The 12,626-nt window shown below is 44.3% G+C and carries 13 protein-coding genes; 5 read left to right on the forward strand and 8 right to left on the reverse strand.

All coding sequences use genetic code 11. The features are described 5' to 3' along the window. Positions 1-50: 50 nt before the first annotated feature. Complete coding sequence (locus LN893_RS16940; protein WP_229972153.1) at positions 51-596, reverse strand: NUDIX domain-containing protein; 546 nt, start codon at positions 594-596, stop codon at positions 51-53. A 132-nt stretch (positions 597-728) separates the two neighbouring features. Here LN893_RS16940 and LN893_RS16945 point away from each other — a divergent pair, with 132 nt between their 5' ends. After that, positions 729-938 carry a hypothetical protein gene (locus LN893_RS16945; RefSeq protein ID WP_229972156.1) on the forward strand — a complete coding sequence of 70 codons (210 nt, stop codon included), beginning with the start codon at positions 729-731 and terminating at the stop codon, positions 936-938. 400 nt (positions 939-1,338) lie between these two features. Here the strand turns inward: LN893_RS16945 and LN893_RS16950 are convergent, their stop codons facing one another. The 5 genes from LN893_RS16950 to LN893_RS16970 form a co-directional block, all read right to left on the reverse strand. Then, complete coding sequence (locus LN893_RS16950; RefSeq protein WP_229972158.1) at positions 1,339-1,662, reverse strand: 2Fe-2S iron-sulfur cluster-binding protein; 324 nt, start codon at positions 1,660-1,662, stop codon at positions 1,339-1,341. A gap of 1 nt (position 1,663) precedes the next feature. After that, the gene (locus tag LN893_RS16955; RefSeq protein WP_229972160.1) at positions 1,664-2,674 is read right to left on the reverse strand and encodes an NAD(P)/FAD-dependent oxidoreductase; all 1,011 of its coding nucleotides are present in this window, start codon (positions 2,672-2,674) and stop codon (positions 1,664-1,666) included. Between the two features lie 153 nt (positions 2,675-2,827). Then, entirely contained in the window at positions 2,828-3,562 is a 735-nt protein-coding gene (locus tag LN893_RS16960) for a DUF72 domain-containing protein (protein WP_229972162.1), read from the reverse strand. 78 nt (positions 3,563-3,640) lie between these two features. After that, positions 3,641-3,922, reverse strand: a complete 282-nt coding sequence (locus LN893_RS16965) for a hypothetical protein (protein WP_229972163.1) — start codon at positions 3,920-3,922, stop codon at positions 3,641-3,643. An 81-nt stretch (positions 3,923-4,003) separates the two neighbouring features. Then, complete coding sequence (locus LN893_RS16970; protein ID WP_229972165.1) at positions 4,004-4,765, reverse strand: isoaspartyl peptidase/L-asparaginase family protein; 762 nt, start codon at positions 4,763-4,765, stop codon at positions 4,004-4,006. A gap of 349 nt (positions 4,766-5,114) precedes the next feature. Here LN893_RS16970 and LN893_RS16975 point away from each other — a divergent pair, with 349 nt between their 5' ends. Further along, positions 5,115-6,458, forward strand: coding sequence for a hypothetical protein (locus LN893_RS16975; protein WP_229972166.1), 1,344 nt, complete (start codon positions 5,115-5,117; stop codon positions 6,456-6,458). 503 nt (positions 6,459-6,961) lie between these two features. Beyond that, positions 6,962-8,620 (forward strand): alpha-glucan family phosphorylase, encoded by a 1,659-nt coding sequence (glgP, locus tag LN893_RS16980; RefSeq protein ID WP_229972167.1) that lies wholly within the window; start codon positions 6,962-6,964, stop codon positions 8,618-8,620. Positions 8,621-8,701: 81 nt separating this feature from the next. Here glgP and LN893_RS16985 read toward each other — a convergent pair whose 3' ends face one another. Further along, positions 8,702-9,385: a hypothetical protein gene (locus LN893_RS16985; protein ID WP_229972168.1), complete on the reverse strand. Its 684-nt coding sequence runs from the start codon at positions 9,383-9,385 to the stop codon at positions 8,702-8,704. Between the two features lie 14 nt (positions 9,386-9,399). Then, complete coding sequence (locus LN893_RS16990; protein WP_229972169.1) at positions 9,400-10,863, reverse strand: aminoacyl-histidine dipeptidase; 1,464 nt, start codon at positions 10,861-10,863, stop codon at positions 9,400-9,402. Positions 10,864-11,255: 392 nt separating this feature from the next. Between LN893_RS16990 and LN893_RS16995 the strand changes: the two genes are divergently transcribed. Together LN893_RS16995 and LN893_RS17000 are read left to right on the forward strand one after the other, a co-directional pair. Continuing rightward, positions 11,256-11,528, forward strand: coding sequence for a hypothetical protein (locus LN893_RS16995; protein WP_229972170.1), 273 nt, complete (start codon positions 11,256-11,258; stop codon positions 11,526-11,528). 179 nt (positions 11,529-11,707) lie between these two features. Further along, positions 11,708-12,625 (forward strand): mechanosensitive ion channel family protein, encoded by a 918-nt coding sequence (locus LN893_RS17000; RefSeq protein WP_229972173.1) that lies wholly within the window; start codon positions 11,708-11,710, stop codon positions 12,623-12,625. Position 12,626 lies beyond the last annotated feature (1 nt).

Here is a 12,626-nt window from a genome sequence, read left to right on the forward strand (position 1 = left end):
ATTGAAATATGGAAATGACACAGTTTAAATTACACTCCCGAGGCGAAAGCTTAAAAGCTTTTCGCCTCTGGGTTTTTTAGATGTGTGCCTTTTTGTGCCGATAGCCACTGCAGCGCAATGATGGTTTTAGCATCAATCAGTTGCTGTGTCAGTAGTTCCTCCAGGCTAAGCGAAACAATTTGTATATGCTCGTGGTCTTCCTCCAGTCCGCCTCCTTGTGCTTTTTTCTTACTGACTTCGGCATAGTATAAATGCACCTTTTCGGTACAAGCGCCAGGCGAAGAGAAGAAGTCCCCAATATGTTCCAGCTTGTCAACTTCATATCCTATCTCTTCTTCTATTTCCTTACGGACTGTTTTCTCTGGATCATTGTCTTCTACTACGCCAGCCACTGTTTCTAACAATTCCATTTCAGCACTGTAGCGAAACTGTTTTACCAGTATATACTTCTCCTGCTTTGTATCATACACCAAGGCTGCGGCTGCGTTACCACTTTCAAACTGCTCCCGTTCTATGGTTTCGCCCTCGTCTTCTAAGTATACTTTTTTGAAAGTATAAAACCCCTCGTATATCGTCTCTTTCCTTTTTATTTGCATTGTGCTCAGCTTCTATTGTTAAAGTATAAGCATACGGCTAAGCAGCAGGAGAGGTGAAGATGTGAACGGATTTAGAGAAATGTTGTAAGCCAAAAGTTATGCTGTGGCGTATAGCTTGGCAAAAGCAAGATTATGGACAGAATCAGTTTATTAGCGAAGCTGCAAGGGTTTTATTGGGTAATTACAGGTGTTTGGCCTTTGGTGCACATGCCAAGCTTTCTGATGGTAACGGGGCCTAAAACAGATTTATGGCTGGTGGTAACGGTAAGTTTGCTGCTGGTACTTATAGGGTTGGTGTTAGTGGTAGCAGGTTTTAGAAAGCATGTAACCTCAGAAATTTAGAAAGCATGTAACCTCAGAAATAAAGTGGCTAGGTATAGGAGGTGCCGCAGCCATGGCGTTCATCGACTTTTACTACCCGCTACATGATGTGATTTGGGATATTTACATGATAGACGGCGTGGCAGAAATAATTATAAAACTGCTTTAGTTCTGGGCTGGTAGAAAAGGGTTGGCTCAAACTTCGTAATCGCAACCATAGGAGGTACGGTTTTATTAAACGCTTTTCAAACTGCTCAACAATGTATTCATTTGCCGTCACTGCTTTTATAGACTACATACCATGTCCTGAAGGCGATTTGCTTAAGCTTTAAACCAAAAACGGGAAGCTGATGAAGGCTTCCCGTTTTGTTTGAATCAGCTTACTTTTGAGGTCAGCTGTATATGTTAATCAGAAGTCATTTTAGGCTTCTGGCATCAATTTCACAACTAATCCATCCAGTTCTTCGGCCACTTTCAGTTGGCAGGAAAGGCGGCTGGTAGGAGTGGCATGTGGCAAGGATTCCAACATGTAAGCTTCATCGTCGCTAGGCTCTGGCAGCTCACCGCTTTCCAGTACCTCTACATGGCAGGTAGCGCAAATAGCCATGCCACCGCAAATTGCAGCTACATCCAGTTCATTTGCTTTAAGTATTTCCATTACAGAAAGCCCCATATCGGTAGGTGCATCCAAGCTAAGGGTGCTACCGTCATCCTGCTTTACGTGTATTTGAATCGTGTCTTTCATGTTAGATTTCTTGTATGCCGTTTACGGTTGTATACTTCAGCACAAACTTCTTACCTGGGTTAATTATGTTGTAAGCACTCTGCGACATTAGAGCCGCTTCGTGGAAACCGCAAAGAATCAGTTTCAGCTTGCCAGGGTAAGTGTTGATATCGCCGATAGCGTATACGCCAGGGATGTTGGTAGAGTAGTCGAAGGTATTCACCTTTATCGCATTTTTCTCCAGTTCCAGTCCCCAGTTTTCTAATGGGCCCAGCTTAGGTACTAAACCAAATAGCGGAATAAAGTAATCCGTTTCTACCTGGTATTCTCCCTCGCTATCTCCCGTAATGGTTACGGCATCTAACTTGCCATTGCCATGTACGTCGGTAACATTAGATTTTAATAACAGTTTTATTTTGCCTTCTTCGGCTAGGTTGGCTACTTTTTCAGCAGATTCAGGTGCTCCGCGGAAAGTAGTGCCACGGTGAACGAGCGTTACCTCCTCAGCCACTTCAGCCAAGAAAATAGTCCAGTCAAGGGCAGAGTCACCGCCACCAGCTATAACCAGGCGCTTATTTCTGAAATGCTCTGGGTCGCGAACCATGTAGGCTACACCTTTTCCTTCAAAGCTCTCAAGTGCGTCTATGGCAGGCTTGCGTGGTTCAAAAGAACCTAATCCACCTGCAATAACCACTACTTTACAAGCAATTTTAGTACCATCAGAAGTTACTACTATAAAAGAACCATCTTCCTGCTTCTGCAGCTCTTCTACACGCTCACCCAACGTAAAAGTAGGGTGGAACGGCTCAATCTGCTTTTCCAGGTTTTTAACTAAATCACCAGCTAACACCTCAGGGAAACCAGGAATATCATAAATTGGCTTCTTAGGGTAAATTTCAGTTAGCTGTCCGCCTACGGCCGGCAGGGCATCTATCACATGGCAGCGCATTTTTAGCAGGCCTGCCTCAAACACAGCAAACAGGCCTACAGGACCTGCTCCTACTATGCATATATCAGTTGTTATATTTTCCATTAAATAATTAATGTGATCAAAAAATTTGTTGCTACAAATATACAGCAGCACAACCAGCCAGCATAAACCTTTCTGTGTTTTCTTCTGAAAAGGCAGCTTTATAACTGGCACAGCGGCAACTATGTAGCCATCACATTAAAACTACAAAAGCCCCTAAATTTGTTCCGTAACTAACTCTTGTAAACGTTTGGCATTGAAGGCGGCGTAGCCAGCCTGGTCGTTGTCGAAGTAGATGTAGACATCTTTGCCCTGTCTGCGCCACTCTAGGCAGTTGCCTGCCCACCAGCGCAGGCCTTCTTCGCTGTAGCTGCCCGAATACTTATTTTCTGGCCCATGCAGCCGTATATACACAAAGTCGGCTGTTACTTCCATCGGCGAGAAGTGGTACTCCAATTCGTAAATACAGAAAGCAACATTGTGCTGCCGTAGCAGGTTTAGCACTCCCTCTGAGTACCAACTGTGGTGCCTGAACTCGAAGGTGTAACGGTGGTAGGGTGGGAGCAAAGCCAGGAAATTAGCCAGCCGTTCTTCGTTTAATCCCCAACCTGGAGGTAGTTGAAACAGAATTGGCCCTACCTTTTCCCCAAGGTGGTTTACATTCTCAAAGAAGCGGGCAATACTTTCCTGCGGATCTTTCAGCTTCTTCATGTGGGTAATGAAGCGGCTGGCTTTTACAGCAAAAATAAAGTCTTCGGGCACAGACGATCGCCAATTAGCAAAAGTTTGGGCAGAGGGTAATTTATAGAAAGAATTGTTTATTTCGACTGTTCTGAAGAACTGCAGGTAATGGCTGGTAAAGTCTTTAGCCTTCAAACCTTCAGGGTAAAAGTTGCCCATCCAGTGCTTGTAATGCCAGCCCGAAGTACCAATATGTATTTTTCGTTCCATGCCAATTGTTTCGTTCAGGATTATACTTTATCCGCTGAAAGAAGTTAGGCAAAGAGGCAAGCGAAGGAAGTAGAGAGGCTATTTAGAAGCGATTAGTGAGAGTATTTTGTTTCTGAATTCTTGAACACGATCAGAAGAAAGAACTTCGTTTGAGTACTGGTCTTGGCCCAAGTGCACAAGCAGTTCTTGTAACTCAAAAACATAAGAATCTATGTCGTTTACCATCAGCACGACAGACGAAGGGTTTGCATCTATACCTTCCAATAGAGATATTTTTAAGTTCTCGGCCCGTTCTATCTCGGCTTCCATTTTCTTGGCTACCTCAGGCCCTGTCAGACTTTCTGAAGTGATGCTTTTCATGAAGTCGTCTATAACCAGGTATCTATTATGTGTTACCATGACAAAAATTTAGACGTTGCTAGATAGTATAAAGGTAAAATTTTAGTTGCTCAAAGGAAAGAAAGTGGTAAAACTTTTAAATTTTGTTAGAAAACTAAAGGCATACACTTCATGAGCCAGTATTCCACGCATAATCACTTCTCCATCGCCTGTGCAGGCCACAGCACAAACATCATTTATGGCCAAGGTACCACAACCTAGCATGGGGCCATCGCTTATGCGGCCTTTTAGTTGATAGGTGAGTCCTCCTGTAGAAGTGGCAGCAGCTAAATTTCCTTCCTGGTCCAGCGCCACAGCACCAACTGTGTCGTGGTTACTTAGCTTGTTGTTATTCCTCAGTTCCAGCCACTGGTCTTCTTTTTCTTTTGAGAAGAAATAACGATGCTCCATCAGAGGTAACTGATGCTTTATGGCAAACTCTTCGGCACCTGCACCCGCTAAAAAGCTGTGCTCGCATTTGTCCATAATACACCTTGCCAAATCGATGGGGTTCTTCACAAAACGTACACAGCCAACTGCGCCAGCATTAAGCGTTTTTCCATCCATAAGGGAGGCATTAAATTCAATTTCCCCTTTGCGATTGATGCTGGAACCGACACCCGCATTGTACAGCGGGTTGTTTTCGAGGCACTTTGTAGCCGCCACTACAGCATCAATAGCACTACCATTTTTGTTTAAGATTTCCCAGCCAGCCTGAAGCGCCTCTTCCAGCCCCCTTCTGTACTGTTCCTCTTTCTCCTTACTAACGTCCTCTGGCCTCAGGTTTTCAGCTCCTCCGTGTATGGCTATGCTAAATTTTTTCATGGGTTTTAGTTTGATGAAGGTGCCATAGTTGTACGCTTTCCGAAACCTCTGGTTAAAGCCGACGCCTGATTTTAGTATTGGGCTAAACTAATCATACGCTATGCTTAGTCATTCTTTCCCCTTCAAAGTGTTAGACAAAAATGCTGAAGTAGCGAGGTTATAATTTAGTTTGAACAAACTATTCGGATGGACTTTTCAATGCTTGTGTTTTAGTATCAGGTTTTCACTTCTAAAGAGTATAAAAACCTTTAAAATGCTGCCGATTAGGTGTAAATACAAATAACCTCTGGCTTCTTAATGCGTTAAATAAAATACGATTTGTTCAATTCTATGTAAAAATTTGAAAGCTATGGCACAAGACAAACAGCGTAACCAAGATGAAATGGGTTACAACACTAACTATGGATCATCAAGAAACGAACATCGCTCTGACGAAGACAATGGCTTCCTTGGCAAGATTGGAAGTACTATAAGCAATGTTTGGGAAAGCGTAACAGGCGGGGATGAAGATGATCGAGGAAGAGGCAATGTTCAACGGGGTGGGAACCAAACTAGATTACCTTACTCTACTGAGAATGACAGGGGAGGTTATACCTCAAAATTCAACACTTCAAGCAATTTTTCTTCAGCAAAAGGCGACTTTAGCGGCGGCACAACTTACGGAGCGGGCGGAAGCGGCTCTGGTGGAGGCTCAGCTTATGGGACCTCCAAATATGGATCATCTGGCTACGGAAAACCAGGTTCTTATGGAGGAGGAGGTTCAACTCGCTCTGACAGAGACGTAAGCGGTAATTCAGCTGGAAGCGGTACTTATCCGAAAGGAAGCTCTTACAGTGGCAGCTACGGAAAAAGCGATTTTGAAAGAGACCGTGACAGTTCTTCCAACAGCTACAACAGAAATTCAGACAGAGATAGCAACAGAGGCGGCTCAAACTACGGTGGCTCTTCGAGCTATGGTAGCGGATCATCTATGAGCGGTGCAAACTATCAAGGTTCGCAAGGTGCGGCTCACCGTTCTGGCAACTACAATAGCTACGGAAACCAAGGGTCTTCACAGGCTGGTTACGGCTCAGGTTCTATGGGTGGCTACAGCGGTTCTGGTTTCGGAGGGTCAAACTATAGCTCCAGAGGGGGGTACGGCGGTTCATCTAACTATGGTGCTATGAGTGGCGGTGACCACAGAGGTGGCGACTATGGTTCAACCAGCCGACGCGGTGATTACGGTTCTGCTTCTGGCTATGGTTCAGGCTCTATGCGTGGCAACGACTCTACTAACAACTACGGCAGTGGTTCGCAAGGCAACTACGGATCCCGTTCAGGCTCCTTTGGAGGTGGCTCATACGGTGGCGGCTCTGGCTACGGCGGTAACGCAAGCAGAGGCGGCTACGGCTCTATGAGAGGTGGTTCAAGCTCTGGTGGGTCATCTTACGGTGGTAACGACTATCGTTCTGGAGGTCGCTCATCAGGTGGTTCTGGCTCTATGCGCGGTGGCAATGACTCGAATAGTAGCTACGGCAATGGCTCTATGGGCAACTATGGCAGCCTCGACTCAAGAAACTCATACTATGATGGCAGTTCAGGCTACCCTACCAGCAACAGAGGCGGCTCTATGGGTGGCGGCTATGGTTCTTCCGACAGAAACAGAAACTCTTACAGAGACAGAGACGATTATAACGATAATTACAACAGATAATTGATCGTATCATTCACATATTCCAGAACGGGACCTGTAGCTATTACAGGTCCCGTTTTTTTATTCGCTGCCCTTAAACCATACATTTAGTTCTCTTTTTCTGTATTTATAAGTGCTTCTAAAATATTCTGCTTATATAATATATTGTTTTGTGTATTTAGATAGTTATAGCATACAATAAGGTATAGAGGCACATAATTTTTCGGAAACTTTGATAGGAGAAAGAGAAGCTCTTTTCTAGAGGTGTATATTTTTTAATGGCTTCAGCGCTGCTGAATCGGCCACAAAGTATTAAGTTTTTACAATAAATCAACCAAAAAAAAATTGATGCGTTTTCTATGAAAGTTGTTGTAACGGCTTCACCTTTTGTTTCTTACTCTAAAAAGGAGATGTGAGCCTGCTACAATGACACTGAAGGCTGCTAACTGTAGCTGATTATACATTGCTCACCTCTGTAGGTGCAGCTGCCTTTAAATCATTTGTTATCATAAGATACTAGTAAAATGACAAACTATAATAGTTGGTACCACCCCTACGATATTGATGATAAGTACAACAAGCGTGTCGCTTACTTTAGTATGGAGTTTGCTATACACCAGGCCCTTAAAACTTATTCTGGCGGCCTTGGGTTTTTAGCAGGTTCGCATATGCGCAGCGCTTTCGACCTAAAGCAGAACATGATTGGTATTGGCATGCTTTGGAAGTTCGGGTACTACGATCAGGTAAGAAATGAGGATCAGACCATGAGAGTTCTCTTCCAGAAGAAGTTTTATACTTACTTGGAAGACAGCGGTATTATGGTGAGGGTAAATGTAAATAACCACCCCGTAATGGTGAAGGCAATGGTACTGAAGCCAGAGGTGTTCGGAACTGTGCCTATGTACTTCCTGACAACCGATGTACCTGAAAACGATCACTTGGCCAGAACAATTACACAGCGGCTCTACGATACTGAACCGACGACACGTATTGCTCAAAGCATTGTGTTGGGTATAGGCGGTGCAAAGGTAGTTAATGCTTTAGGTGGTGCAGACATTTACCACATGAACGAAGGCCATGCCTTACCACTGGCTTTTGAATTGTATCACCGTTTTGGAGACCTGAAAGAGGTTAAAAAGCGCATGGTATTCACGACGCATACACCTGAAAAAGCTGGTAATGAGGAGCACGATATACACCTGCTGCGCGATATGGGCTTTTTTAACGGCATCCAATTTGACACGGCAAGGCATATTACTGGCATGCATGGGCAAATGTTCAACCATACGCTTGCAGCCCTACGCTTATCTAGAGTAGCAAACGGTGTGTCGCAGCTGCATGGCGAAGTAGCCAGAGATATGTGGTACGACAACGATGGTGTCTGTGAGATTAAGGCCATAACCAATGCCCAGAATGTGCCGTTTTGGATGGACGATACAATGAGGCGTGCATTGGATCATGACGACGATAACGAATTGATGTGGCGCAAAGCTCAGATGAAGGGGCAGTTGTTTCAGGTGGTGGCTGACCAGACAGGAAAGCTTTTTAAAACGGATGTGCTGACGATAGTGTGGGCCAGAAGATTTGCAGCTTATAAGCGAGCTGATCTTATTACCCGCGATTTAGAGCGATTCCTCAAACTGCTGGAGCGGGAGGAAATGCCAGTACAAATCATATGGGCTGGAAAGCCTTATCCGTTCGATTATGGTGCGGTACAAACTTTTAATAAGCTGGTGGAGCTATCCTATAAGCGCAATAACTTTGCAGTTCTTACAGGTTATGAATTGGAATTGTCCCGATTGCTGAAGCAAGGTTCTGATATATGGCTGAACACACCACGCCGACCAAGAGAGGCATCTGGTACAAGTGGTATGACGGCGGCAATGAATGGCTCTATTAACCTGTCGGTGCAGGATGGTTGGCTACCTGAGTTTGCCCGCCATGGACAGAATAGCTTTGTGCTGCCGATTGTGGATGTGAACCAACCTAACCATGTGCAGGACGAACAGGATTATGAAAATCTGATGCGTATTCTGGAGCACGAGGTGCTGCCAACCTACTACCACGACAGAGACAGATGGGTACGCATTGTGAAGCAAAGCATGCGCGATGTTGTGCCTCAGTTCAGCTCTGACCGTATGGCACATGAGTACTACGAACAGATGTATAACTACAAAGGCTAGTTTTAAACTATAATAACAGAACGGGCTCCCTCTAGCTAGAGGGAGCCCGTTCTGTTATTAGGAAGTACGGCAGGTTTTAATCTAACTTTTCATTCCTTCAAAAAAAGCTTTTTGATAATCTGAGTCATCAACACCACTTATTCGAAGCAACTCCTGTGCTTTTGCCTCGCTTATTTCCTCCGTTTCGAGTTTGGTGATAACAAATGCTTTGGCAGCTTTCTGTTCTTTTGCATATGCCAATAATTTATGGTGCCCGTCAAGTATGAAGGCATTAGCTGAGTCTTTGGCTTTAAGCATAATCACAATTGGCTCAGCTCCATTCCTGATCAGCTTGCTATACTTCTCAACAGCGGCATCTTTAGTATAAGCCTGTGTTTGTATCAGGGCAGTTAAGCCGCCGTAGCCATTTTGGTGGTAGTATCCGTCTTTGGCCACAGCTTTTACTAGTTCATAACTATCATGCTGTAAATAACTTACCTCCAACTGATACCGCCATTTACGTAATTTTTGTAGGATGTACAGAAACTGGTGAGCCAACGAATCTTGGCTCAAGCTGCCTTGTTTTACAAAATCTGCAAAATGTCTGTCCTGCACCACATCGCTTTCATAAATGCTTTTTGCAATCTGGTAGCGCATGGTGGTGCCCGTTTCTCTAAGCCATGTAAACTGAACTGGTACGCCCTCGAGAAATAGCGCATCTTCGGACGGTCCTCCAATTAGTTGTATTGGCCCGTCGGTACTTCCTATAATTACTTCTTCTTTCATGCTGCTTAGGCTAATCAAGCTTTTTCAGGAATCCGCTGAAGTGTTTCCAGCAAGAAATTCCAGTACTTCTGCACCGAACTAATCTGTACGCGTTCGTCAGGAGAGTGAGCCCCTCTGATGTTCGGGCCAAAGGAAATCATCTCCATGTCAGGGTAGTTTGCTCCAATAATGCCACACTCCAAACCCGCATGGCAGGCGTTTACGTGGGCCTCTTCCTGATACATTTCCTGGTAAAGGTCTCCCATCAGTTTTACGATAGTTGCGCCAGGTTTAGGCGTCCAGCCAGGGTAGGAGCCAGCAAAGCTCACAGAAGCGCCAACCAGTTCGAAAGTGCTTCTGATTGCATCAGCCAAATCATCTTTCTCAGAATCTACAGAACTTCGGGTAAGGCATTGGATGGTATAATTGCCCTCTTTAACCAGCACACGCGCCACGTTGTTAGATGTCTGCACGAGGTGCTCAATATCTGGACTCATACGGTAAATGCCGTTCTGGCAGGCGTAAAGCGCACGCAAAAATTTGGGTTGAAACTCCTGCGAAACAACCTGTGCAGGTACTTCTATGCTCTCTTTAGCGATGCTTAAACCTGGATCGGTGGTGGCATATTCTGCCTTCAAAATTGTTTCCTGCTCCTCCAGATAATTCAGAAAAGCAGCTTCTTGTTCGGTAGGTACAATTACCTCTGCCACAGATTCTCTTGGAATGGCATTTCGTAAACCACCTCCGTCTATGCTGCTAACTTTAAGTTCAAACTTTTCGGCAGCAGAAAAAAGAATCCTGTTCATCAGCTTATTGGCGTTGCCTCTGCCCAGGTAAATATCCATGCCTGAGTGACCGCCTGTAAGTCCTTTTACCTTTATGCGGAATGCTTTTGCATCAGCCTTTACATCTTCTAAAGTATAAGTTCCTGTGGCTGTAACATCTACACCGCCAGCACAGCCAATGGTTAGTTCTCTGTCGTCTTCGGTGTCTAGGTTTAGCATAATGGTGGCTTCTAACTGGCCGCCCTTCAAGCCAAGAGCACCTGTCATACCCGTTTCTTCATCTACTGTAAAAAGGGCTTCTATAGCTGGGTGCTTTATGTCTGATGAGGCAAGTAAAGCCATGATACTAGCCACGCCTATGCCGTTATCGGCACCTAGTGTTGTGCCTTTGGCCTTTACCCAATCTCCGTCAATGTACATATCAATGCCTTGTGTACTGAAGTCGAAATCAGTATCGGTATTTTTTTGATGCACCATATCCACGTGGCTTTGGATAAGAATGGTTTGCCTGTTTTCCATGCCTGGGCTAGCAGGTTTTTTGATAATGATGTTTCCGATCTCGTCTTCTATCGTAGGCAGGCCAAGTTGCTCTCCAAAAGCTTTCACAAAAGCCCTTACGCGTTCTTCTTTTTTAGAGGGACGGGGTACTTCATTCAGATCAGCAAAATTATTCCAAAGGGCCTTAGGCTCCAGTGCTCTTACTTCGTTGCTCATAGTCAAATGATTTTTATGCTCTGTTTCTTGCGCTCAGCAAAGAAGTTATTTCGTTAGCTGAAGCGTTAGTTCCGAAGGTTAAAGTTACAGATTAATTACACTTCAGGCGAGGCCGTGGCAAAAAGGAGTGGTAGTTATTGTGGAAGTTTAGTAAGTGGAAGCTAAGCAAAAAAAGGTTTGAACGAGCACGCGTTGACCAGCTAAATTTGCTAAGTTAGGTCTGGCTTAACCGTTTGTACTTCGTATTAAACACCATATTTTTTATCTTTTCATGCCTTTTACTACTGTTTTTTAAGCAATATCTAACATCTTATATTGATTTTAATAAACAATTAACAGGCGTAACACGTTTTGATAGGAACATATATATAACCTAAAAACAGAATAGAATTATGGACGCAAAAGAATTAAAAAACCAAGCAGACAACGCAAACCCAAGCTATAAAGAAGGACCAGTAGCTGCTACAATTGAAAAATATACAGCAAAGCTTCCTTCAGATTTATATTTGTGGGCTGCACTAGGCTCTATGGGTGTTTCTGCAACCTTAAAAATTCTTAAGAAAGATGAAGAAGCTCTTTTCGTAGGACAGTGGGCTCCATCGTTTTTACTTTTAGGTCTTTACAACAAGCTTGTGAAGATGGAAGGTTTTGAAAAGGATAAATAAGGTCTGGAGTTTAGTATTTCAGAACTAAGAATAAAGAGGAAGCTTGGCTTCCTCTTTTTGTATCTGGCAAACTTAATGTAAAAAGTATTTTTCATGCAGAGTAGGTCCTGCATGAAAACTTAAGAAGGCTTTTTATCCGTTACAGCAATAGAGCAGAATAACGGTATAATGAGAGACGTATGCGAAAATTCTCGCAATGGTTTGAAAATGTAACTGGGCTGACAGGAGAGTTTCAGGAGCACCTCCTGTTTTCTCTTGGGGTACTGGTTAGTGTATGGCTGCTTGGCAGGCTGCTGATTAGAATTGTAATGCAGCGACAGCCCGACTTGCGGAAGCAGTACCAGTGGCGTAAAACAATAAATTACATCACTACGGGGCTGGCTGTAATTTTACTCGCGAATATTTGGTTTACTAGTTTCCAGCCTATTGCTACTTTTCTGGGCTTACTCTCGGCAGGCTTAGTGGTGGGTCTTCGCGAACCGCTGCTAAACATGGCAGGTTGGCTTTTTATTATCTGGAAGCGCCCTTTCCGTATAGGAGACCGTGTGCAGGTAGGGGAGCATATAGGAGATGTTATTGATGTGCGTCTGTTTCAGTTCTCTTTGAGTGAAATTCAGCAGTGGGTAGAAGGAGACCAGCCTACGGGGCGGGTGGTGCATATTCCAAACGGTCGCTTATTTATACAAGCACAGTCAAACTACAACTATGGCTTTCCTTTTATCTGGAACGAGATTACTGTGCACCTGACTTTTGAGAGCAATTGGCAAAAAGCGAAGTCTATACTTATGGCTGTTGCACAGGAGCACATAGAACACCTGACAGAATCTGCAGAGCAGCAGGTTAGAAAAGAGTCGCAACGACACCTGATCTTTTTTGAAAGCCTGGATCCGAAGCTTTATACTAAAGTAGATGAAAGAGGCATACAACTGACATTACGCTACATGTGCAGCCTCATGCGCCGAAGACAGACGGAGCACCTGATTTGGGAAGATTTACTGCAGAGATTTTTAACTGCACCCGACATACAGTTTGCTTACCCAACCACACGCTTTTATAGTCAATCGGGGCCTGGTGCGGCAGGTGAACCAAAGGTTTAAA

This window comes from Pontibacter harenae (genome assembly GCF_020907245.1).
In the GTDB taxonomy this organism is placed as follows: domain Bacteria; phylum Bacteroidota; class Bacteroidia; order Cytophagales; family Hymenobacteraceae; genus Pontibacter; species Pontibacter harenae.

Excerpts from the sequence above, each read along its gene's own strand:
- LN893_RS16940 (WP_229972153.1), bottom strand. The coding sequence starts at position 596 with ATGCAAATAAAAAGGAAAGAGACGATATACGAGGGGTTTTATACTTTC.
- LN893_RS16945 (WP_229972156.1), top strand. The coding sequence starts at position 729 with ATGGACAGAATCAGTTTATTAGCGAAGCTGCAAGGGTTTTATTGGGTA.
- LN893_RS16950 (WP_229972158.1), bottom strand. The coding sequence starts at position 1,662 with ATGAAAGACACGATTCAAATACACGTAAAGCAGGATGACGGTAGCACC.
- LN893_RS16955 (WP_229972160.1), bottom strand. The coding sequence starts at position 2,674 with ATGGAAAATATAACAACTGATATATGCATAGTAGGAGCAGGTCCTGTA.
- LN893_RS16960 (WP_229972162.1), bottom strand. The coding sequence starts at position 3,562 with ATGGAACGAAAAATACATATTGGTACTTCGGGCTGGCATTACAAGCAC.
- LN893_RS16965 (WP_229972163.1), bottom strand. The coding sequence starts at position 3,922 with ATGAAAAGCATCACTTCAGAAAGTCTGACAGGGCCTGAGGTAGCCAAG.
- LN893_RS16970 (WP_229972165.1), bottom strand. The coding sequence starts at position 4,765 with ATGAAAAAATTTAGCATAGCCATACACGGAGGAGCTGAAAACCTGAGG.
- LN893_RS16975 (WP_229972166.1), top strand. The coding sequence starts at position 5,115 with ATGGCACAAGACAAACAGCGTAACCAAGATGAAATGGGTTACAACACT.
- glgP (WP_229972167.1), top strand. The coding sequence starts at position 6,962 with ATGACAAACTATAATAGTTGGTACCACCCCTACGATATTGATGATAAG.
- LN893_RS16985 (WP_229972168.1), bottom strand. The coding sequence starts at position 9,385 with ATGAAAGAAGAAGTAATTATAGGAAGTACCGACGGGCCAATACAACTA.
- LN893_RS16990 (WP_229972169.1), bottom strand. The coding sequence starts at position 10,863 with ATGAGCAACGAAGTAAGAGCACTGGAGCCTAAGGCCCTTTGGAATAAT.
- LN893_RS16995 (WP_229972170.1), top strand. The coding sequence starts at position 11,256 with ATGGACGCAAAAGAATTAAAAAACCAAGCAGACAACGCAAACCCAAGC.
- LN893_RS17000 (WP_229972173.1), top strand. The coding sequence starts at position 11,708 with ATGCGAAAATTCTCGCAATGGTTTGAAAATGTAACTGGGCTGACAGGA.